This is a genomic window from uncultured Zhongshania sp., from assembly GCF_963975605.1.
GTDB lineage: Bacteria > Pseudomonadota > Gammaproteobacteria > Pseudomonadales > Spongiibacteraceae > Spongiibacter > Spongiibacter aquimaris.
This window is the reverse complement of the sequence record NZ_CAXBHN010000001.1, coordinates 19303-41639: the sequence shown is the minus strand read 5'-3', so window position 1 is coordinate 41639 and position 22337 is coordinate 19303. Positions and strand designations below refer to the sequence as shown.

The following is a 22337-nucleotide window of genomic DNA, read 5'->3' as shown; positions in this document are numbered from 1 at the left end:
AAATACCGAGCTAGATACACTCAATCACCAAGATTACAGCTCAGTAAAATACTTCATCGGCTCCATCTGCTGATGCAGAATTCGAATAATAAAAATATCATGCTCGCGCTGGCGATAGAAAACCGCATGACTTTGGTGGTCGTGACGACGCACGTCGTCTGCAATTTCTGGGTATGCATGCCCCATCAATGGCGAGATAGAAAGCATTCGAAAACTACTTTCTAAGTGTTCTGTGTATGTGTCAGCTTGAGCAACACCAAAGTTAAGCAAGGTATATTCATATATAGCTGTAAAATCGTCGACTGCCTTGTTGGACAGCTTATACACGGTGCTTCTGCTTCACCTGCGCGGCAATATCATGAAGCAACAAATCGCTTTCCCCGCTTTGCTCTCCCGCTTCTAGCGCATTTCGCAGTGCTGCAATTTGATTTTCCTGACGTTCGAGCAAGCGCAAAGCCGAGCGGACAATTTCACTGGTTGAGCCATAACGCCCAGATTCAATCAACTTTCCCACAAAATCGTCTAATTGAGCGCCGATGGTAACGCTGGTTGTTCTGGCCATAGAAATGCGCACCTGTGTTAATAATCAACACAAAGCTAACATTCCCACACAGGAGTTTCAAGCCACAGCAACTCAACTGCACTCAAGCAGGAATTGACCCAGCACAATAGATAACGAAGATTATTGCTCCCTCATCACCGGCTTGCGAATAAGCTGCTGCATGCTTTGCTGAACGTCTGGCCCCAACAAGGCCACCCAGCGCTGTGAAAATGCCTCTAAACGCTTATCTACACGTAAAAATTCGCCGGCTTCTTGCTCATCGGCCAGAAGCAGTCCCTGCTGAATAAGAGTGTCGATATAACCACGAAATAGGTTTTTATCGAAATACTCTGGCGCCTCACGGCCGCTTAAAATCGCCAAGCGCTGAGCCATTTCAATGGTGTTCTGCTCTACGTCATCGCGCAGTGCCGCGACTGCAGAAATATCTTGTACCAGCAACAAACTGGTAATGGTGTAGCGCTCAAAAGTCTCGCGTAAAATCCGGCCCAAACCAGTTAACACCGCATATCCTTCAGTGCCAACGCTAGCGCGACTGAGCTCGCCGGAGTCACCGTGTCGCGACAGCAAATTAAGCGCGACCAAGTTGTTAATTTGCTCTTTGACCGCCTCTGCGCAATCCGCAATTTTAGTACGTAAAAACAACTCATTTTTTACAAAGGGGTACAACAGTACGCAGCCCTCTATCAACTCCACTTCGTTAACGGTTTGACTGTGGCGAAAGAACCGCGCGATTAAGCTTGGCAGCGCCAAGACATGCATGACCGAATTCCGGTAATACGTCAGCATCACCGCCTCTTTGCCCGTGGCGGTAATAATCGGACCCCAGGGATGATCAATTCTTGAAAGACCCGCTGTGCGCGCCGCCTGCTCTAAAATTTCCTGTGCCGTCCCCTCTGGCAAACTGACGTCAGGGCTGTAAGGAAGGCGCCGTAAAATCGCAATAAAGTGATCTATCTGTAGCAGCAGTTCATCTTCTGCCATGGCGCGCTGAGGACTAGACAGCAAAATCATTGCGACCAAACCGATGGGGTTCACCACCGCCGCCGCGTTGATGCGCTCCATATTTTCTTGGGCGATGTAATCTATCACCGCCGGCACAAAAGACAGATCGCCAGCTTGGCTGCGTTTACGCCAGTTGGGCTCAATATGGCTAAAGCATTCATCCAAACTCAGAGGCTGACCGAATGCGACATGGGGACTGCCGTAAGACGATTTAAAAATCTTGCGCGCCTTTAACAGCCCACCCGCTGATTCACCTTTTTTGGCGGCGCCGCGCAACTCTTTTACGTAGGATGCACTCTCTACCAATTTGTCGTAGCAAACGTATATCGGCACCAAGGCCACGTTGCGCCCAGGCTGATGAACAAAGCTCTCAACCGTCATCTTCAGCATGCCTTTTTTCGGTGGCAGCAAACGACCGGTGCGGCTTCGACCGCCCTCGGGGAAAAACTCAACGGGATAGCCGCGGCCCAGCAACACATCTAGATAGGATTTAAAAATTGCTGTATATAATTTTTGCCCGCCAAAACTGCGGCGTATATAAAACGCGCCGCCACGGCGCAATAAGCCGCCCACTGGCCAGAAATTGAGATTCACCCCCGCGGCAATATGCGGCGGCACAAGACCTTGAACATAAAGGGTGTACGAAATTAGCAAATAATCAAAATGACTGCGATGCGAAGGCATGTATATTAACTGACGGCTATTTGCAGCCTCACGCAGGCGATCAATATGGTGAATTTTTAAGCCAGAAAATATCTTTCGAAACGCCCACGTTAAGATTAGCTCTAGGGCGCGAATCATTCGACCATCAAAATTAGCGGCGACCTCTTCCGCCATTTTTCGAGCCTGCTTTTTCACCAACTCAGGCTTGCCTATCGACGCTTTTTGTTCTTCTAAAATCGCATCGCGCACAGCCTGCCGACGCAAGACCACATCAATAATCTGCTGACGTGACGACAAGCTGGGGCCAAGGCTCGCTGTTTTGCGACGGGAATAGTAAAACGACAATAGCCGCGCCATGACCGCGGCGGCCTCTACGGGATCCGGTTTGCGAGAAACAAAGGTGCTGAATCGCACAGGTTGCGCAATATGGATAAGCACATTTCGGCGTTGAACCAAAATAACCATGAGCTTGCGAAAGGCACCCGCGCGCTCACCGTCACCCAAAAGCAATTTAAAAAACGAAGTTTCACTGCCGGGATCTCGGCCCCAAAACACCGATACCGGCACAATTTGCAGAGGGTAATCGCCATCCGCCGCCTGCTCAATCAAGGCAGCCATGGTATCGCCGCCACGAGCGCCACCGCGCTGACCGCTCAGCACCGGCAAATACAAACACGCCGCGTGCTCACTATCAGGCAACTTACCCGGACTGGCTCGCAATAGAGGCAGCTTGTTCGCCTTGAAAACCCGCTCCAATAAAAACCGATCCGTCCAGCTATGTTGATGCAACACATAGCAAACTGGCTTGCCGTCTAACTCGGTGTGCAAGGTCTCGTCGAATTGCACCAGCTTCGGCTTAATACCCGCAAGAAATGGCGCAGACAGCATCCGACACAAGACAAAAAAGAGACGTGTAAACCAGGGCATAATGCACATATTCCTATTAAACGGCGCCGCTTATCCAGATTCATCATCCGGTGAGAATTTTGATTATAAAAATGAACGACTGGCCGCGATTTTACTTGGTCTGTGGCATCACGTCGCGGTTTTCAGCGCAGATCCCTTCGCTGAAATATCGAAATCCCAATAATTTCTATGCTTGGCGCCATGTGATGTCCCGCAAACACAAGCCGCCAGCGATTGATGTACAATCTGTCAAACAGCAGATACCGCAACACTACCCAAACTGTCTTACCGTTTAATGCAGGCTCAGTCATGACTTCCGCCCAAAGCCCAATTTTCGACAATAGCTACGCAAAACAAGCAGAGCGCTTCTTCAGTCCGCAAGCACCCACCACCGTGCCCGCGCCAGCGCTAATCCGCATTAACACCACTCTGGCTGCTGAGTTAGGTATCGACCCACAATGGCTGGCCTCACCAGAGGGCATTGCCACAATGGCCGGCAACCACATTCCAGACGGCGCTGAGCCGATCGCCACCGTGTATGCCGGCCATCAATTTGGTGGCTGGAATCCACAGCTAGGAGATGGTCGGGCGGTATTACTCGGCGAGTTAATCAGCAAAAACGGCACCCGCTACGACTGGCAGTTAAAAGGCTCTGGACGCACACCCTACTCCCGCGGTGGCGATGGTAAATCACCAATAGGACCTGTACTGCGAGAGTATATTCTCTGTGAAGCAATGGCGGCATTGAAGGTACCGACCACCCGCGCCCTTGGCGCCGTCAGCAGCGGCGAGCTGGTCTTTCGCGATCAAGCATTGCCCGGCGCGGTGTTCAGTCGCGTCGCCCAAAGCCATATTCGCGTCGGCACCATGCAGTTTTTTGCATCGCGACGCGACACCGAGGCGCTGCAAGAATTAAGCGATTATTTAATACAGCGCCACTTCCCAGACGCTGCCCAAGCGAGCAATCCCGTTTTGGCCATGCTCGACGAGATCATTGCACGCCAAGCCACGCTCATTGCTAAATGGCAGTCCATCGGCTTTATTCACGGCGTGATGAACACCGACAATATGCTGCTCTGCGGCGAGACCATTGACTACGGTCCCTGTGCCTTTATGGACAGCTACGATCCCGCAACCGTGTTCAGCTCCATCGATCACAACGGCCGCTATGCCTACGGCAATCAACCCAGCATTGCCCACTGGAATTTGGCTCAACTCGCCCAAGCGCTACTAGCGATCTTAGATAACAGCCCAGACGCCAACGAAGACAGCGCCGTCGCACTGGCCCAACAAGCGCTCGACGCCTTTCCAGAGTTATTCCTCAAAGCCTATCAAGATATTATTAAAGATAAGCTCGGTCTTAGTCGCTTTACCGAACAAGACGACACCCTATACCAAGATCTACTCAAGCTCATGGAAGCCGAGAAAGCAGACTTCACTCTGTGTTTTCGCCGCTTAGCAGAGCTGGCCGACGAAGGCGCTTGTATCAATAGCAGTGTTCGCGAACTCTTTGAGTTTAACGACAGCTTTACCCCGTGGCTGCAGCAATGGCGTCAGCGCTTAACTGAAGACACCCAGACAGCAGCCGAGCGCCAAGCGCACATGTTTAAGGCCAACCCGGTTTTCATCCCGCGCAATCACCTTGTCCAAGAAGCGATCACCGCCGCAGAACGCAATAATGACCTTAGCGTGTTTAATCAGCTGGTAGACGTTTTGAAAACCCCTCATACTTTCGACCCAGCAAAACAGCGCTATGCGCTGCCGCCAAAGCCAAACGAGCGGGTTTTACAAACTTTTTGTGGCACCTAAAAATGCGACGCAATCAAACCACCAAATCAACAGCCAAGATCGACAATTAAATTCAAGGAATCACAATGAGAATTTGCGGCGTGGAACTCACCGGCAACGATGCCGTCGTCTGCTTGCTTAATTTAGAAAATCAGCAATTTAATATTCCAGACTGCCGGGCGCGAAAAATCAGCTTACCCAAAGAGCACAGCAGAGAAGATTTAAAACAATTCCAAGCTGCCTTTACACAGTTAATGCGCGACTACAAAGTCGATAAAATTGCTATCAAAGGGCGCTTACCCAAGGGCAAGTTTGCCGGTGGTGCTGTCAGTTTTAAACTAGAGGCGGCGATTCAGCTCATCGCTGACATCGACGTTGTGGTGCTGACGTCATCGCAAGCTAAGGCCGCGCTCGCAGACAATCCGCTACAGATTCCCTTTGCAGACACGGAGCTAAAAGGCTTCCAAGAAGCAGCATTTATTACGGCTTACGTGGCACACCAGGACATCACTTAAGCGGTTTTTTCGTTCTTAGACTCATTAAGCTGCAGCCGCAGCGCAGCAATTAGTAATTCCAGGCTGCACTCTATTTGCAGCCTGGAATTTTGCACTTTTACCCCATCGACATTTTTAGTCGCATGCTTTTCAATCCGCAAAGAAACCTGCAAACACGCCGCACCGATCACCGATTGAATGACCGCAAAATAGGCATCCGTTGCCTGACCAGCACTAAACCCGGCACGCCTTAATTTCGCTATAAATTGATCGCTTACCATCGCCGCTTGCTCTCCGGGCCGCAGAGCGCCCAGCAAAGGTACCCAATCTATTTCATCACTTAATGCCATAAACATGCGTGTAGCACACTCAACAAGCCACTGATCCCAGTCCATATCTGCATCAGGCAGTACATTTGCTCGGCCAATAAAATCATCCAGCGCACTACTCAGCAACGCCTCTTTATTGGGGAAATGTTTATACATCGCCATCGCGCTGACACCCAACTTAGCGGCAACGTTGCGCATCGATACCTTATCGAAGCCCTCTTCGCTTATTAGCGCTAGCGCGGCATCAATATAGGATTGTTTATTAAGGGCAGTTTTAGCCATTGCTAGTATTTATTCCCGATTTAACTAATTTACGCCGCGCAATCCTGAGAGGCGCTGCTGATGACATCAAAGCGGACCGGTAATTTTTGTAAGGTATGGGCAAACATCGACGCAATAAACGGCGCATCGCCCACTATTTTAAGATTTTCTGTACGCAGTATAAATTCGCGCAGCACAATCCTAATTTCACTCCGCGCCAGCTCCCGCCCGATACAGGCGTGAATGCCGTGGCCAAAGGTAAGGTGCTTTTTACCATTGGGGCGATTCAAATCGATCGCGTCGGGATTTTCAAACATCGTCGCATCGCGGTTCGCCGCCGCCCACATCAAAAATATTCGGCTACCCGCTGGCAGCGATACGCCGTGTAATTCAGTATCTGTCTTGGTCCAGCGAAAATGCCCCTGAAATGCGGCCTCAAGTCGAAAAACCTCCTCAATAAAATTATCGAGCTTCGTCATATCCGCCCTGATTTCGGCTTGAATATCCGGGTTTTCAATTAACAGCTTCAGCGCATTACCCATGCTCGTCGCCGACGAATCGCTGCCCGCCACCAATAACTGAAACAAGCTGCTCACCGCCTGCTGATCAGTCATCGGGTTGTCTGGGTCCAATACCGCATTCACAAAAACACCACAGAGATCATCACGCGGATGCTTTTTAGCTATCGCCAATTGCTGCCAGCAGTAGCGGATAAACACCAATATTTCGGCGCGACTTTTTGCCAACTCTAAAGAGCTTGAGACGCCACTTTGGGTAGAGATGGTGTGCATACACCAGTACTTTATTTTCTGATAATCCTCGGCGGGAAAACCCAGCAATTTAATAATTACTTTCATCGGCAGGCGCCAGCCTACTTGCTGCATAAACTCGACTTCACCGCTGTCGATGAACTCATCCATCATTGCGCGACATAAATCGCCTATCTCACCTTCCAAACTTTTCACAAAGCGCGAATTCAAGCCCTTGTGACCGACCTTGCGATCATTGCTGTGCTGGGGTTGATCTGCCACGGCTAAAACATCGCATGGCGTAAGGCCCATTTCCGCCAACTTATCCTGCTTCCGCCCCTCCTCAACAATACCTTGATGGGGCTTTAGACCGACGATGGCACCTTGGTGAGTTGAGGAAAACAGCTCGGTATCACGACACACCGCCGTAATATCTTCATAGCGCGACAAACAGTAAATGCCATTCTGCAACCGGTACACCGGATACTGTTCACGCAACATCGCGTAGAAGCGATAGGGATTTTGAAAGCAGGCATTCTCCAGCGGCCTGAAGTCCTCCGGCGTTTTTGGATGTTCAGGAATAGGCCTATCCGCCACAGATTCGGTGACATTCGTCGCAGCGGCGCTGGCTCGTTTCTTACGCCAGTGCACAAACCGCAGCAGTCCTTCAACACTAAAAGACAGCAAAAGCCGGCGACCGTGAAAGAGAAAATTCGGCATTTTGATATGCTCATCATTATTGAAGCATCGATGCTAGCACGACACGGTTTACAGTGTAAACCTTTCGCAAAGCCCGGCACTGGAAGGCGCTCAAACCATTCGAAGAAGCGGACGTAACGACGCTGCGCTACACGACAAAATGAATACCCGCTATAAACAGAAGTCCGTATTCGATAACGTGATTGGAAGGAGCAAAGCGCTCAGGTCTTAGGAATAAAAATCAGTCGATGTAAATCACTACGATACAGGAATACCGTTATCAGAAACGGCAGGCTCAGCGGACTCAAGCTCTAATTTCGCCCGCTCGGCCTTGCTAATATATTTAGGCTTGGTATTGCTAGCCAACTTTGCGTTGGCCTTTTTAATCCGCGCCTTTGATGCCGCATTGCCTTTTTTACGACGGTTCATACTTGCTACTCAAATGGTGAAAACGCGGGCCGGAGTTTAGACCCGCCTCGCTCATTTAGCGACAATAGAATAACCCGCGCGTGGGAAATGAACATGCAGCGTTCCGAAATCGGCAGTTTCCCGCGCAACGATAATACGCGTCTCAGTGACTGCGGCTAGCTTACCTGCTACCGGCACCACGCCATAGTCAATAGGAGCAACCTCTACTGCGCTGCCAATAGCCACCGGTGAATCGGCCACACTAGCCGGCACCTGCCGCGGCTGCGATTCACGCGCTGCCTTAAAGGCATCCGCTTGCGTGATCTCGGTGCGCGACCCATGACCAATATTTTCTACGCGCTGATACCATTGCTGAATTCGTTGGCTGGCGGCAAGTGGCTTGCGATTGCAATTCACATGCAGCCAAAGCGGATGAAACACCGCCAAATCCGCCACTGATGGATTATCCCCCCCTACCCACGCGCACCCATCCAAGCGTGCATCTAGGGCGTAAAATAGCGACTCCATCACCAGCTTTGCCTTGTCACCCTTAGGCGGCCGGCTCGTTCCGCCCTTCAATAGAGAAACTCTGTCTTTTACAAAGCGATACGTGCCTATCGGCCCAAATCCTTTCAGCATAGTGGTGATCAAGCGGAGCGGCGGCACAGTACCGATAGCCGCAAAAAAGGCCTGACCTTCCGCTTGCTTCATCAACTCAAGCGCATCGCCATCGACCGCAGTAGGATCAAGAGCAGCACTACCGCTCAGTCTCGCGACCTCCTGCGCAATTAATGCCGAGTCACAGAAAATATCTGCACCAATCTGTGCGACCGGAATTCGGCGGTAGCCTCCGGTCAAGGGGTCAAGATTGGGCCGAGGCGGCCATGCCGGTGAAAGTAGCGAAGACCACGGTGTATTGGTCAAGCCAAACATCAGCCGAATCTTTTCGGCGTAGGGTGAATTGTCGTAGTGATGAAGAATAATTGATTCAGCCATTTTTATATCTCTTTTAAGGCCTGAGCGACGGGCAATCTGTCCAAGCTGTTACATATTTAATCAGGGGAACGCTCCCTGACGACTAAGATTAACGAAATTCAAGGAATCTGCCCCCTGATCTCATAGAATGAACCAAGCCTTACATATTAATGACTGGCAATCGAGAAAATATTTCTTTAAAGAAGTCTATATAATATCTAATCTACCCTCGGTGTATTTGGAAACGCCCTATGTTTTTCGACAAAAAAGAGCTAGATCTCCTCACCCTATCGCGGGAAGATGCCAAACACCCACTGGCGTCTTACTCAAAACATGCCTTCGACTTGGATGGTTTCGAGTGGCCGTCAGTCGAACACTATTATCAGGCGATGAAATTTGACGACGCCGAATACCGCGAGCAGATCCGCACTGCCGCTCACCCGGCCGATGCAGCTAAACTCGGCAAGAGCAAGAAGCATTCACGGCGCAAGGATTGGAAAAAGGCTAGCGTAACCTTTATGACCCGCGCTACTTACATTAAATGTCGCACCCACAGCGATGTAGCTCAGCTCCTTTTAGATTCTGACGAGGCGGAAATTCGAAACGTTAGTCAGTATGACTATTTTTGGGGCAGTGGCCGCGATATGCGTGGTGACAACCACTTTGGCAAGATGTTGATGGGTGTTCGCAAAAAACTGAGAGAAGAGTTAGAAAAGCAATAACTTGCCGCGCGCATAGTAAAATGCAATCACTCAACAATAAAACGATATCGTTTTTAATTGCTCGATAAATGTTGTTTTAAAGATGTTATTGAAATCATCAAAGTCATGGGCTCTATCGGTGATTCTTTAAACCCGTATTTTAAATAGAAGCGCTTCGCCTCTTCAGATAGGGCATGAACTAACAAGGCCCGCACCCCAACACTATTTGCAATAGCGAGAGTTCGCAGTATCGCGTCTTTGAGCAATGACGCTCCCAATTTTCGACCTTTAAAATTTTCATCGACTGCCAGACGCCCAAGAATAATCACCGGTATCGGGTCAGGCATTCCACGAGATAAATTACTTGTCGCTAGATTTCGTTCAACGCTGCCGGTAGCCAGTGCATAAAATCCTATGACCCTAGATTTAGCTTCACAGATTACAAAGGTCTTACTGGCGCCACTATATTGATTTTTGAGCGCTCGTTTAATTAACCAATCATCCAAGGAGGCATCGCCACAGCAAAAGCCACTGGTGAGATGTTCTGCACTTAACAATGTCGGCGCCGCTATTTTTCCCAAGGCGACAGCTCATTTAGCAAGGCTTTCAATGTAGCATTTTCTGTAATCGGTGCCGTCAACGCCTGCTCAAATGCGGCAAACTCTTCTTGGTTCAGCTGAAACAAGCGCTGATCCAGCAACACATTCTGCGCCTCGCGGCAGGCCACATCTAAAATAAAGGCACTTCTGTCCTTATGTAATAACGCAGCGGCTTTCGTTAACAAGGCGTGCTGACTCGGTTCAACCCGCATATTGATAGGTGCAGTTTTAGACATGGCAGGGTCTCCGTATACTCAATAGCTACACACTTTAGTATATCTATTGGATATACGCAATGGTATGTTTATACCTAGAGCATACCAAGACCGCCCGCTGATCATTCGCTGGCGATGATTTCCACTGAACACCCCAAATCGCTTACCATAGCACCCAAGAAAACGCATATTCACGTCTCTGCCCATTTATCTGAAGTAGCTTCATGAGCCCTACCAACCGCCGCGTCTGCCAAGCCCTTCTCTATGAGATAGGTGCTGTTGCCATGGTTACGCCTATTCTCACATTTGCCTTTGATGCCGAGGTATCGTCGACCTTGCCCCTATCGGTGCTTATGGCAACCATCGCGCTCATTTGGAACTACACATTTAACGCCCTATTCGAGCGCTGGGAAAGAAAGCAAGTCACCAAGGGACGCTCACTGCAACGCCGCTTAGTTCACGGTGCTGGTTTTGAGGGCGGCTTGGTTATTGTACTGGTGCCACTTACCGCATACTGGCTAGATATCAGTTTGTGGCAGGCTTTGCTGGCCGAGATCGGCTTGCTAATCACCTTCTTCCTCTACGCCATTGTCTTTACCTGGGCCTTCGACAAAGTCTTTGGCCTACCGGCCTCCGCGCAGGAGGTGAAGGAGTGAAACCCTCATCTAGCAACCGCATTTTGAAATATTTGCAGGGCTATCCTGAGCACTTACAAAGCCAGGTTCGCACCCTTATCGACGAGCATCGCTTGGCGGAGTATTTGGCAAATCGCTATGGCGGTCAGCACAGTATTCAAAGTGACAAGGCACTGTACAGCTACGTAAATAGCTTGAAGCAAGAAAACCTGCGCAGTGCGCCGCAAATAGATAAAGTGCTTTTTGATAATCGGCTCGATCTCACCCACCGCGCACTGGGTTTGCACACGGCGGTGTCGCGGGTGCAAGGTGGCAAGCTAAAAGCGAAAAAAGAAATTCGCATCGCCTCCCTATTTAAAGACGCGGCGCCAGAATTTTTAGAAATGATTGTGGTACATGAACTCGCGCACTTAAAAGAGCACGATCACAACAAGGCGTTTTATAAACTGTGTACCTATATGCTACCGAACTACCATCAGCGGGAATTTGATATGCGGGTGTATTTAACCGCAAAAGAGGTAGGGCAGATATAACCCCGCCCTACCTAGACCAATTATGCGATTTCAAATAACGCCGCAGCACCCATACCACCGCCAATACACATAGTAACTACCGCGTATTTAACACCACGGCGTTTACCTTCGATTAGAGCGTGACCGACCATACGCGCACCGCTCATACCAAAGGGATGACCAATCGCGATGGCACCGCCATTCACGTTCAGTTTGTCGTTGTCGATACCGAGTTGATCGCGGCAGTAAATAACCTGACAGGCAAAGGCTTCGTTCAATTCCCACAAGCCGATGTCATCCACTTTTAAACCAGCGCGTTTTAGCAATTTAGGAATCGCAAACACCGGGCCAATACCCATCTCGTCAGCTTTGCAGCCAGCGACGGCCATGCCGCGATAAATGCCCAGTGGCGCCAAACCTTTTTGCTCGGCCAATTTTCTGTCCATAACCACACAAGCCGACGCACCATCTGACAGCTGCGAGGCATTACCGGCGGTAATAAAGCGGCCCTGTTTCACCCACTGACCGTCTTTGAATACCGGCTCCAGCGAGGACAGGCTTTCCAGTGTGGTTGACGGACGATTGCACTCATCGGTTTCTAAAATAATATCTTTAAACGTGGTTTCTTTAGTCTCTTTATTGAACACCGACATGCTGGTAGCAAAGGGAGAAATCTCAGCCTTAAACAAACCGGCCTGCTGCGCCGCCGCAACCCGCTGCTGACTTTGCAATGAATAGATGTCCTGCGCTTCGCGGCTAACACCGTAGCGATCAGACACTATTTCGGCAGTCTCAATCATCGGAATATAAGCCGTGGGATCAATATCCAGAACGGTTTGCGACACATTGCGGTAGCTATTTTTGTGCTTGGTCTGTACCAGCGAAATAGACTCTAAACCACCGGCAACGGCGATATCAATTTCGTTACACATAATCGATTTTGCCGCCCAGGCAATTGACATCAAACCTGAAGAACACTGACGCTCAATCGCCATACCCGGCACGCTATCAGGCAAACCACCCGCGACGGCGCACAAACGGCCAAGATTGTAGGCCTGTGTTCCCTGCTGCGCTGCGGCGCCAAAAATGACATCATCGACTGAAGCAGGATCAATGCCCGCGCGCTCAACCGCAGCGCGCACAACATGACCGCCCATCGCCGGTGCTTCGGTATTGTTTAAGGCACCGCGAAAAGATTTACCCATTCCGGTACGTGCGGTTGAAACGATAACGGCTTCTTTCATTTTGTTGATCCTTTAAAATTGGTGCGTAAATTTTAGCTACTGAAATATGAGAACAAACCGAGACCGCCAGACGTCCGACGACCGACGTTTTTTACGCCCTCTGCGATGAACAGCTGACGATTTCACCCGTCATATAGCTGGAATAATCCGAGGCGAGGAACATCATGATATTCGCTACTTCCCAGACTTCAGCACCGCGACCATAGGCCTCGCGGCTTTCGAGTTCAGCGAGCAATGCTTCTGGCGCAGATTTTTTCAACATAGCGTGTACTGCCAAAGACGGTGCTACCGCGTTAATACGCACACCAAAATCGGCAGCTTCCATCGCTGCGCAGCGGGTCAGCGCCATAACACCGGCCTTCGCTGCGGCGTAATGCGACTGCTCTTTTTGCGCGCGCCAACCCAGTACCGAGGCGTTATTCACAATCACACCGTGGCCGCGCTGCTTCATCACTTTCATCATGTAACGGGTCATACGCATGGTGCCGTTTAAGGTCACATCGATAACCTTATTCCACTCGGGATCTTCCATCTCAATAAGCAATTTGGTGGTACCCAAGCCCGCGTTATTAATTAACACATCAACACCGCCAAGCAGCTCTTCAGCAGTATTAATCAAGGCCTGCACATCTTCCTCTACGGCCACATTGCCGACCTTACCATAAACCTGTTCGCAGCCGGTTTCTGACTTTAGCTTCTCTACCGACGCGGCCAATCGTCCTTCGTGAATATCACTAATCACAATACCGCGACAACCTTCTTCAATGGCACGCTGCGCCGCCGAAAATCCAATACCGGCTCCCGCCGCAGCGGTGATTAGAACTGATTTACCTTTTAAAAGGCCGTGGCCTTGAACGTATTCCGGGACTTTGATGTTCATTGTTTTCTCCATTCTGAGTCGGAGGTCAGATGTCTGACGTCGGACGCTTAATTACAAAATCTGCTTCGATGTCCATTCGCCAGACGTCAGACACCCGACGTCTGACTTTTTAAGGCCTCAATTCCTTCGGCATTCCCAAACCGCGCTCGGCAATAATATTGCGCTGTATCTGATTGGTACCACCGTAAATCGTGTCTGAACGGGTAAACAAGAACAGTGACTGCAGGCGATTTAATTCATACGGTGCGTCTAGCAAAATATCTGCCTCAGCGCCCAGGATATCCATGGCCAACTCGCCAAGATCACGGTGCCATGTGGCCCAGTACAATTTATAAATCAGCGCTTCTTTTTGCAGACTGCCATCACCGCTATTACCCGACAGCATACGCATGCTGTTGTAGCGCATAATTTTCAAACCAATATGGGCGTCGGCAATACGCTGACGAATGACAGGATCTTTGGCGGCGCCATTTCTCTTTGCCAATGCCACCACTTCATTCAATTCATTTTGAAAGGCCATTTGCTGACCAAGTGTGGATACGCCGCGCTCATAGCCCAGTAAACCCATGGCCACTTTCCAGCCTTCTCCGGGCTCACCAACAATGTCGCCAGCATCGCACTCCGCATCGTCAAAAAAGACTTCGTTAAATTCTGAGGTGCCGGTGATTTGTTCGATGGGACGAACGGTGACGCCGGGCTGATCCATTTTTATCAGGAAAAAACCTAAACCTTTATGCGCCTTCGACTCAGGGTCGGTGCGGGCAATCACAAAGCAGTATTCAGATTCGTGAGCTAATGAGGTCCATACTTTTTGACCATTGATAATCCACTTGCCACTGGCCTCATCAAGGCGCGCCTTAGTCTTTACATTTGCCAAATCCGAACCGGCACCCGGCTCTGAATAGCCTTGGCACCAAAACTCAGTACCCGACAAAATACCCGGCAAATATTTTTTCTTTTGCTCCTCACTACCAAAGGCGATTAAGGTTGGCCCCGCCAAGCCGTCGCCAATATGCCCCATACGCCCAGGTGCGCCGGCCCGCGCATATTCTTCAAAGAAAATAACTTGCTGTTCAATCGACAGACCACGACCGCCGTGCTCCTTCGGCCAACCCACACAAGTCCAGCCGCCTTCCGCTAATTTGCGCTCCCACTTCTTGCGCTCTTCCGGAAACATATGCTCATCGCCGGGACCACCGCGAAATTTTAACTGCGCGAATTCACCCACCAAATTGTCGGCGAGCCACGCGGCAATTTCGGCGCGGAATTGTTCATCTGCAGGGCTAAATTGTAGTTTCATGGTTTGTTCTCAAATAAATTTGAATCACGAGACGGAAGTCTGATGTCTGACGTTAAAACCTTGCTCGCAGTCGTACCCGACTTCCGGCTTCCGACGTCCGACTCAGCCGTCCGACTAATCAAGTAAAACCCCCGCTACTCGCTCGCGGTGATAAACGCTATTACCCAAAAAATGTTCACTCGCTTTTGCGCGTTTAAAATATAAATGCACATCGTATTCCCAGGTAAAACCGACACCGCCATGCATCTGCAAGGCTTCGCCTGCGTTTTTAAAATAGGCTTCTGAACAATAGGATTTCGCGATGCTCGCAGCCTCGGCCAGTTCATCGGCTAAGGGCCCTGCGCTAAGTGCATCATCCGCAATGCAGGCGGCGTAGTAGACCGCTGAGCGCGCGACTTCATTGCGCAGCATCATATCTGCAGCCTTGTGTTTTATGGCTTGGAAACCAGCGATTGAGCGACCAAATTGATTGCGGCTCTTGGTGTAATCCACCGTGATATCTAAAATTTGCTGCATACCACCAGCTTGCTCGGCAGCTAAGGCGATAGTGGCGAGGTCTAGTATTTTCGATAAAGCTTTTGCGGCTGTACCGAAGTCACCCATGACACTTTCAGCGGGCAAGCGTAGATCAGTTAATTCAATCGCCGCTTGGCGCCGGCTTTGATCCATGGTCGGCAATAAACTGCGCTTAATGCCATCGGTATCTGCCGCACAGACAAATAGGCTAATACCTTCCGCGCCGACGCTGCCCTCTTCACGGGCTGCAATAATTAAATAATCAGCACTGTGACCATCCAGCACATAGCGATACTGGCCGTTGAGAATGGCGGTGTCGCCGTCACGTTTATAGCTTGCGGTCACCGCATCTGCGCACCACAGATTGCTGCCGCCGTTAAAAGCGAGGGTGGCGGTTTTACCTTCAATAAGCTGCGGAAGAATCTCGGTTTTTTGATCGTCAGTACCGGCGATCAATAAGGCGTTGGTAGCCATTGCCACAGTGGCAAGGTAGGGAGAGCACAGCAGATAGCGGCCCATTTGCTCCAGCACTGCGACCAGCTCGACATAGCCTAAGCCCATGCCGCCGTATTCTTCTGGAATATGCAGGGCTTGCCAATACATATCAGTGCAGATGCGCTGCCAAAGATCGGGGGAGTAACCGAGATCGCTTCCACTAGCGCTGCGAATAGCGGCGCTAGTGGAAGCGTCTTTAAGAAAAGACGCCGCCGTGTCGCGGATCATTTCTTGTTCTTGCGTAAATGCGAATTCCATACTGTCTCCGAAACCAGACAGCGACCTTCACACTTACGCGCGCTGCGACGTCTACAACGTCGCAGCGTAACAACCGCTTATAGACGCAGTTGTAAACGTATGAAGGCACCGTCTTCAAATTCAAACTTGCCGCCGGTGTCAGCGTCAAATTCCATATCGCCGTAACCAACTTGAATGGCGGAGTTTTGGAAAATCGTGAACTCCGCACTCACCGACCACTCTTTATAGCCGTCAATATCACCAAAGCCAGTTGCATCCGGGGCGTAGTACAAACCGCCGCGCAGACTGACGATTTCATTTAACGGCAAACGCAAATCGCCACCAAAGGCGACCGCACCGCCATCCAAATCAGTTGTGTCATCACCGTCTAAGCCAATGGCTTTTGCACCAACGCGTCCGCTTAATGCGCCGCGCTGACCATTTGCATACAGTCCCAAAGCCACTAAATTTGCACCGTCTTCATGGTGCAGCACATCGAGCTGAGCACTGCTTTCGGGGCTCATATCACCGGCAACAGAAATACCGAAACTGTCATCGCCAAAACGAAAGGCGACACCGCCGGCAAATGCCGAACTGCTTGCAATGGCTAACACGGTGGCAGCAATTAAAGGGGCTTTCATGGTCGTGATTCTCCTGATCTAAATATCAAAGGATAAAATCAGCTACCATACACTTTTTGAGCCGGTACTGCCTCCGCAAACAGCGTTTTTACCGCTTCACCAACCTCGGCAGGCTCCCAGCGCGCGCCCTTATCTACCTCTGGACCTTTGCGCCAACCGTCAGCGAGGGAAATTTTTCCGCCCTCTGCCTCAAACACGCAACCGTTTACATGCGCTGATTCACTGCTGCCTAACCACACCAGTAGTGAAGACACATTTTCCGGTGCCCAAAAATCAAAGCTGCCATCGTCTGGCTTCGCCATGCGGGTGGCCATGGCTTCAACCGCCGTGGTCATATTGGTGCGGGCTGCCGGTGCGACCGCATTCGCGGTAATACCGTAGCGGGCAAGCTCAGCGCCTTGGTTCAAGGTAAGCGCGGCAATCCCCGCTTTAGCAGCGGCATAATTTGATTGACCAATTGAGCCCTGCAAACCAGCACCCGAGGTGGTATTGATAATGCGCGCATCAACCGGCTTGCCCTCTTTGGACTTGCCACGCCAGTAATGAACGGCGTGTGAGGTGATGCAAAAATGGCCTTTTAAATGGACGGCCATAATGGTGTCCCACTCGGCTTCAGTCATCGACGCGAACATACGGTCGCGGTTAACACCGGCGTTATTCAAAACAATATGGAGATCGCCAAAGGTGTCGATAGCCTGCTTAACCGCATTCAAGCTGTCGTCGTAATTGGTAATATCTGAGGTGTTAACTACAGCCTTACCACCAGCAGCGATAATGTCATCTACCACTTTTTGTGCAGCCGCTTCGTTAATATCGTTGACCACAACTGAGGCGCCCTCAGCAGCAAATACTTTTGCATGTGCCGCACCAAGGCCGCCACCTGCACCGGTGATAATCACCACTCTGTCATTACAAATTGCCATTACTGTTATTCCTCGTTTAACTGATTGGTCAGACGGTCAAAAGATTTGGTCGGATGTCAGACGTCCGTCGTCCGACTAAAGTCTTTCAATTATCGTTACATTCGCCTGACCACCGCCTTCGCACATGGTTTGCAAACCATAGCGACCGCCGGTGCGCTCAAGTTCGTGTAGCAGTGTTGTCATTAACTTAGTGCCGGTTGCGCCGAGCGGATGACCGAGTGCGATGGCACCGCCGTTGACGTTGGTCTTGGCATGGTCGTAACCGGTTTCTTTTAGCCACGCCAATACCACCGAGGCAAAGGCCTCGTTAATTTCGACTAGGTCAATATCCTGCAGCGACATGCCCGCTTTTTTCAGCGCATATTCGGTGGCTGAAATCGGCGCGGTCAGCATCCAAATTGGATCGTCTGCGCGCACACTCATATGATGAATACGGGCGCGTGGCGTTAAGTTATAACGTTTGAGCGCATCCTCGCTTACCACCAGTACCGCACTTGAGGCGTCGCAGGTTTGACTAGAGACAGCAGCGGTTACTTTGTCGCAGCCAAACAAAAAATCTAATTCCGCCATTTTTTCCAAGCTGGAATTACGCGGCGTTTCATCCATTTTCACGTCGCCAAAGGGAATAATTTCCTTATCGAAATGGCCCGCGGCAATTGCCTTTAATGCGCGTTGATGCGACTCATAGGAAAACAGTTCTAAGTCTTTACGCGATAAATTCCATTTCTCAGCGATCATCTGAGCAGATTTAAACTGCGTTGGTGGCTCGGCACCGTAACGCTCAACCCAGCCCGTCGAACCAGAGAACGGGTCACTAAATCCCAATGGCGCAGCCAGAGTCATCGCCGATGAAATGGGTATTTGCGTCATGGTCTGCACACCGCCCGCCACGACCACATCCATACAGCCAGACATAATCGCCTGCGCCGCAAAATGCACCGACTGCTGCGATGAGCCGCACTGACGATCAATCGTCGTGCCAGGCACTTCCTGAGACAGCCCCGCCGCCAACCACGCACTGCGTGCGATGTCGCCCGCTAGCGGACCAACCGTATCTACACAGCCAAAAATAACATCGTCGTATTCATTGTCGGGAATGCCGTTGCGCTCAACGATGGCCTTCAATACGTGTGCGCCCAAGTCTGCGCCGTGCACATGAGCAAGACCGCCTTTGCGTCGCCCAGTGGGGCTGCGAACTGCGTCTACGATGTATGCTTCTGCCATGTTAAATCCTCTGTAATTTGGTCAGACCTCGGAGCTCTGATGTCTGGTGCTTTTTTCAAAAATGTTCAGGCTGTGTTGGTCGTCCGACATCAGACACCTGACATCAGACTAATAAGCTATGCCGCAAACGTGTTCCCAGCGCCTAACTTCGCTTCATCACTAAACACAAACTCCGCAATGCGCTGCTTATGAAAACCCGCCGTGCCATAACTGCTGTTTAGCGCCCATGCGCGTTTCATGAAAATATGTAAATCCACTTCCCAGGTGTAACCCATGGCGCCGTGTACTTGAATACTATTTTTAGCGGCTAAATCGGCCACTTCACAGGCGACTACCTTGGCGTGGCTAACATTGTGCGAGGCACTGGATAAATTATTTGCCAGCGCATAAGCGGCGCGATAAACCGGAGTTTTGGCGTATTCCAATTTGTAAGCGATATTGGACATATGATGCTTAACCGCTTGGAAGCTGCCGATGGCAACACCAAACTGTTTACGATCCGTGGTGTATTGCACAGAGATATCAATCATGCGCTGAGCAACACCAAGCGCCTGTGCTGCCGCGGCTAAAGCACCACGATTAAGAGCAAACACAAGCAAGTCTTTTGCCTTTTGGCCGTCTGCTAATTTATGCGCAGTAGCGGCATCAAATTCGACGGCAAATAATTTGCGCCCCAAATCAATGGACTCGTTGTAGCGAAGCTCAACTGCACCCGCTTCCACCGCATACACCGCACCGGCTTTTTCGAGAATCAACAGATCAGCGATATGCGCATCTTCAACTAAATTATTTACTTCCAAACCAACCACGACCTTGGCTTCGCCGCTGGCGATTTTAGGAAGCCACTGCTCAGCAAAGGCAGAATCGCCAACTTCCATAATGGTTGGCACCGCAACCAGCGCGCTATGAACCAGCGGCTCAGCCAAAGCAACATAGCCCGCCTCCTGCGCTAGCAGAACAAAATCCAACTCGTTCATACCCAAGCCACCATGAGCCTCGGGAACAGTAATGCCAGTAAGGCCCATCTCAACAAACTGCTGCCACAAAGCATCACTGCGACCAGACTCGGTTTGCCATGCCGCACGAATTGATTCCGGCGTGATCTCATTAACCAGAAAATCCCTTACCGATTCCTGAAACAACAACTGGTCTTCGCTAAATGTAAAATCCATCAGTTCTTCTCCAAGCTCTCGTCATCTCGCTAACGAAATCTCTAAAATAATTTTTAATTTCCTAAAAATCCCACCCAACCAAGCAGCGCAGATTTTTGTGCGCTGGCAAGGCAAAAATGCGCGCAGGGCGGGAGCGTATATTTAATACGTGACCAACCGAGCACATTTTTAACGCAGCCAGCGTGCAAAAAGATCGCTGCGTTCAAAGATCATTTCCTTGGCATGCCTAATAGACGTTCGGCGATTATGTTTCTTTGTATCTCATTCGTTCCCGCATAAATCGGCCCCGACTGCGAGAACAACCAGCCATCTAACCAGCTACCAACTTCACCGGCGTCGGGTGCGTGCGGCACTAGCTCTGCCCGCGCGCCTAAAATTTTCAATCCCAGGCCGTGCATTTGCTGATCAAGCTCTGACCAAAATATTTTATTGGTTGAGGCTTCTGCGCCAATCTTGCCGCCCTGCATTAAACGGCAGGCGGTTTGATAGGTGGTTAGTGCATAGGCTTCTGCATCCATGTAGGCACGCAGGACCGCATCACGAACGGCGGGGTCTTGATCTGCACTTTCTTGATTGGCTTTGTATAAATTAACGAGACGTTTGGCGGTTTCTTGAAAACGCGCTGGTGAACGCAGCATGAGGCCGCGCTCAAATCCGGCGGTGGCCATGGCCACACTCCAACCTTCGCCTTCACCACCTAAGCGGCAATCGACAGGTACTTTGACGTTGTCGAAAAATATTTCTGCAAAACCGGGCAAGCCATCGAGCTGGGGAATCGGACGAACGGTAATGCCCTCGGATTCCAGCGGCACCAAAATAAAGGTAAGACCTTTGTGGCGCTCGGAGGCTGGATCGGTTCTGAACATACCAAAACACCAGTCCGCCCAGACGGCGCGGGTAGACCATGTTTTTTGGCCGTTAATGACGTAGTGACTACCGTCTTCACTCAGCGTTGCGGTGGAGCGAATCGCCGCCATATCTGAACCGGCATTTGGCTCAGACCAGCCCTGACACCAGATATCTTTACCTGTTGCCATGCCGTTTAAAAAGCGCTTCTTCTGATCGTCGGTGCCGTATTCCATAAGGGTCGGCCCGAGCAGAAAAATCCCGTTTTGGTTTACCCGCAGTGGAGCGCGCGCAGCGTAGTACTCTTCTTCAAAAATAAGCCACTGCAGCAGATCGGCGCCACGACCGCCCATTTCTTCTGGCCAGGTGATCATGCCCCAACGGCCTTCGTAGAGTTTCGCTTCCCACTCGCGGTGCTGTTGAAAACCTTCTTCGGTATCGAAGGACTTCAGCGGTTCAGCAGGCACGTTAGCCGCAAGCCAAGCGCAAACTTCGGCGCGGAATGCGGTTTGTTCGGGTGTATATTCAAGTTGCATGTTGATATCCAGTTACCGCGTTTATACTTTGTTACGGCGCGCGTCTGACGCCAGACGTCTGACTTGCCCTTTAAAATTTCGCATCGCGCTTTTCAACAAACGCGTCTTTGGCTTCCTGCGAATCTGGGTCGGCATAGGCCTCTTGGGTGAAGCCCTGCTCCCAACGGTATTTATCTTCTAAATTGCCGTCTTCAATACCGTTTAATGCCTCTTTAGCCAGTTGCACCATACGTGGCGATTTCGCAGCCATTTTGCGGGCGATATCGCGGGCGGTATCGAGTAACTGCTCGCGGGGTACCACTTTCTCTACCGCACCCAGGCGATAGGCTTCCTGCGCATCGATTGGCTCGCCGGTAAAATACATGTAACGCACTTTTTGGACTGGGAACATACGTTGTAAATGCGCGCCGCCGCCCATGGCACCGCGGTCTACTTCTGGCACGGCAAAAGTGGCGCACTCGGAAGCGACTAACACATCGGCTGCGCCGCTGATGCCAATCCCGCCGCCCAATACAAAACCGTGTACGGCAACAATCACCGGCTTGGGATTGCGGTGAATTGCTTTAAAGGTGTCGTAATTGCCTTTGTTTACTTTGGTGATCATTGCGCTATTGGCAGCAAGTTCTTTGATGTCGACACCGGCACAAAAACCACGACCTTCGGCGGCGATAATAATGGCGCGCACATCGGGGTTTTCACCCAGTGCATTTAACTCGGCAGCAATCGCCAACCAGCCAGCGCTATTAAAGGCATTCACCGGCGGGTGATTAAAAATTACTTCGGCAATACCGCTGTCGATACGAGTAGAAAATGGCTGAGACATGG

At 50.7% G+C, this 22337-nt stretch carries 24 protein-coding genes; 5 read left to right on the top strand and 19 right to left on the bottom strand.

The features are described from left to right. Positions 1-33: 33 nt before the first annotated feature. The 3 genes from AAC007_RS00195 to plsB form a co-directional block, all read right to left on the bottom strand. A complete protein-coding gene (locus tag AAC007_RS00195; RefSeq protein ID WP_339673832.1) occupies positions 34-327 on the bottom strand; it encodes a type II toxin-antitoxin system RelE/ParE family toxin in 294 nt (97 codons plus the stop codon). Continuing rightward, positions 320-562, bottom strand: coding sequence for a type II toxin-antitoxin system ParD family antitoxin (locus AAC007_RS00190; protein ID WP_339673830.1), 243 nt, complete (start codon positions 560-562; stop codon positions 320-322). Before AAC007_RS00190 ends, AAC007_RS00195 begins: the two co-directional genes overlap by 8 nt. Positions 563-682: 120 nt before the next feature. Beyond that, positions 683-3154, bottom strand: coding sequence for a glycerol-3-phosphate 1-O-acyltransferase PlsB (gene plsB / locus AAC007_RS00185; RefSeq protein ID WP_339673828.1), 2472 nt, complete (start codon positions 3152-3154; stop codon positions 683-685). Between the two features lie 288 nt (positions 3155-3442). On the opposite strand from plsB, the gene AAC007_RS00180 reads away from it, so the two are divergent. Together AAC007_RS00180 and AAC007_RS00175 are read left to right on the top strand one after the other, a co-directional pair. After that, positions 3443-4942 carry a YdiU family protein gene (locus tag AAC007_RS00180; RefSeq protein WP_339673826.1) on the top strand — a complete coding sequence of 500 codons (1500 nt, stop codon included), beginning with the start codon at positions 3443-3445 and terminating at the stop codon, positions 4940-4942. Between the two features lie 65 nt (positions 4943-5007). Continuing rightward, positions 5008-5436: a DUF3010 family protein gene (locus tag AAC007_RS00175; protein WP_339673824.1), complete on the top strand. Its 429-nt coding sequence runs from the start codon at positions 5008-5010 to the stop codon at positions 5434-5436. On the opposite strand, the gene AAC007_RS00170 is transcribed toward AAC007_RS00175, so the two are convergent. The 4 genes from AAC007_RS00170 to AAC007_RS00155 form a co-directional block, all read right to left on the bottom strand. Beyond that, the gene (locus tag AAC007_RS00170; protein WP_339673822.1) at positions 5433-6026 is read right to left on the bottom strand and encodes a TetR family transcriptional regulator; all 594 of its coding nucleotides are present in this window, start codon (positions 6024-6026) and stop codon (positions 5433-5435) included. The genes AAC007_RS00175 and AAC007_RS00170 overlap by 4 nt on opposite strands. Before the next feature lie 29 nt (positions 6027-6055). Then, positions 6056-7474: a cytochrome P450 gene (locus AAC007_RS00165; protein ID WP_339673820.1), complete on the bottom strand. Its 1419-nt coding sequence runs from the start codon at positions 7472-7474 to the stop codon at positions 6056-6058. 237 nt (positions 7475-7711) lie between these two features. Continuing rightward, entirely contained in the window at positions 7712-7882 is a 171-nt protein-coding gene (locus AAC007_RS00160) for a DUF2986 domain-containing protein (protein WP_339673818.1), read from the bottom strand. A gap of 51 nt (positions 7883-7933) precedes the next feature. Continuing rightward, positions 7934-8857 carry a glutathione S-transferase family protein gene (locus AAC007_RS00155; protein ID WP_339673816.1) on the bottom strand — a complete coding sequence of 308 codons (924 nt, stop codon included), beginning with the start codon at positions 8855-8857 and terminating at the stop codon, positions 7934-7936. 230 nt (positions 8858-9087) lie between these two features. On the opposite strand from AAC007_RS00155, the gene AAC007_RS00150 reads away from it, so the two are divergent. Further along, positions 9088-9558 carry an NADAR family protein gene (locus AAC007_RS00150; protein WP_339673813.1) on the top strand — a complete coding sequence of 157 codons (471 nt, stop codon included), beginning with the start codon at positions 9088-9090 and terminating at the stop codon, positions 9556-9558. A 53-nt stretch (positions 9559-9611) separates the two neighbouring features. Here the strand turns inward: AAC007_RS00150 and AAC007_RS00145 are convergent, their stop codons facing one another. Continuing rightward, the gene (locus AAC007_RS00145) at positions 9612-10043 is read right to left on the bottom strand and encodes a GNAT family N-acetyltransferase (protein ID WP_339673811.1); all 432 of its coding nucleotides are present in this window, start codon (positions 10041-10043) and stop codon (positions 9612-9614) included. A gap of 62 nt (positions 10044-10105) precedes the next feature. Then, positions 10106-10372 (bottom strand): DUF1778 domain-containing protein, encoded by a 267-nt coding sequence (locus AAC007_RS00140; protein ID WP_339673809.1) that lies wholly within the window; start codon positions 10370-10372, stop codon positions 10106-10108. 203 nt (positions 10373-10575) lie between these two features. Between AAC007_RS00140 and AAC007_RS00135 the strand changes: the two genes are divergently transcribed. Beyond that, positions 10576-11007, top strand: a complete 432-nt coding sequence (locus AAC007_RS00135; protein ID WP_339673806.1) for a PACE efflux transporter — start codon at positions 10576-10578, stop codon at positions 11005-11007. Next, positions 11004-11519 carry a M48 family metallopeptidase gene (locus AAC007_RS00130; protein WP_339673804.1) on the top strand — a complete coding sequence of 172 codons (516 nt, stop codon included), beginning with the start codon at positions 11004-11006 and terminating at the stop codon, positions 11517-11519. Before AAC007_RS00135 ends, AAC007_RS00130 begins: the two co-directional genes overlap by 4 nt. 20 nt (positions 11520-11539) lie before the next feature. Here the strand turns inward: AAC007_RS00130 and AAC007_RS00125 are convergent, their stop codons facing one another. From AAC007_RS00125 to AAC007_RS00080, 10 genes are all read right to left on the bottom strand, one after another. Next, positions 11540-12742, bottom strand: coding sequence for an acetyl-CoA C-acyltransferase (locus AAC007_RS00125; RefSeq protein WP_295875730.1), 1203 nt, complete (start codon positions 12740-12742; stop codon positions 11540-11542). Positions 12743-12833: 91 nt separating this feature from the next. Further along, a complete protein-coding gene (locus AAC007_RS00120; RefSeq protein WP_339673802.1) occupies positions 12834-13622 on the bottom strand; it encodes an SDR family oxidoreductase in 789 nt (262 codons plus the stop codon). Positions 13623-13731: 109 nt separating this feature from the next. Further along, positions 13732-14922 carry an acyl-CoA dehydrogenase family protein gene (locus tag AAC007_RS00115; protein ID WP_339673800.1) on the bottom strand — a complete coding sequence of 397 codons (1191 nt, stop codon included), beginning with the start codon at positions 14920-14922 and terminating at the stop codon, positions 13732-13734. Between the two features lie 114 nt (positions 14923-15036). Further along, complete coding sequence (locus tag AAC007_RS00110; RefSeq protein WP_339673797.1) at positions 15037-16191, bottom strand: acyl-CoA dehydrogenase family protein; 1155 nt, start codon at positions 16189-16191, stop codon at positions 15037-15039. 77 nt (positions 16192-16268) lie between these two features. Then, positions 16269-16811: a YfaZ family outer membrane protein gene (locus AAC007_RS00105; RefSeq protein WP_296434505.1), complete on the bottom strand. Its 543-nt coding sequence runs from the start codon at positions 16809-16811 to the stop codon at positions 16269-16271. Positions 16812-16849: 38 nt separating this feature from the next. Further along, positions 16850-17734: an SDR family oxidoreductase gene (locus AAC007_RS00100; protein WP_296434504.1), complete on the bottom strand. Its 885-nt coding sequence runs from the start codon at positions 17732-17734 to the stop codon at positions 16850-16852. Positions 17735-17809: 75 nt separating this feature from the next. Beyond that, positions 17810-18958 carry an acetyl-CoA C-acetyltransferase gene (locus tag AAC007_RS00095; protein ID WP_339673791.1) on the bottom strand — a complete coding sequence of 383 codons (1149 nt, stop codon included), beginning with the start codon at positions 18956-18958 and terminating at the stop codon, positions 17810-17812. Between the two features lie 116 nt (positions 18959-19074). Continuing rightward, the gene (locus AAC007_RS00090; RefSeq protein ID WP_339673789.1) at positions 19075-20130 is read right to left on the bottom strand and encodes an acyl-CoA dehydrogenase family protein; all 1056 of its coding nucleotides are present in this window, start codon (positions 20128-20130) and stop codon (positions 19075-19077) included. A 209-nt stretch (positions 20131-20339) separates the two neighbouring features. Continuing rightward, the gene (locus AAC007_RS00085) at positions 20340-21512 is read right to left on the bottom strand and encodes an acyl-CoA dehydrogenase (RefSeq protein WP_339673787.1); all 1173 of its coding nucleotides are present in this window, start codon (positions 21510-21512) and stop codon (positions 20340-20342) included. 70 nt (positions 21513-21582) lie between these two features. Continuing rightward, positions 21583-22335 carry an enoyl-CoA hydratase family protein gene (locus tag AAC007_RS00080; RefSeq protein ID WP_295875743.1) on the bottom strand — a complete coding sequence of 251 codons (753 nt, stop codon included), beginning with the start codon at positions 22333-22335 and terminating at the stop codon, positions 21583-21585. Positions 22336-22337: the final 2 nt, after the last annotated feature.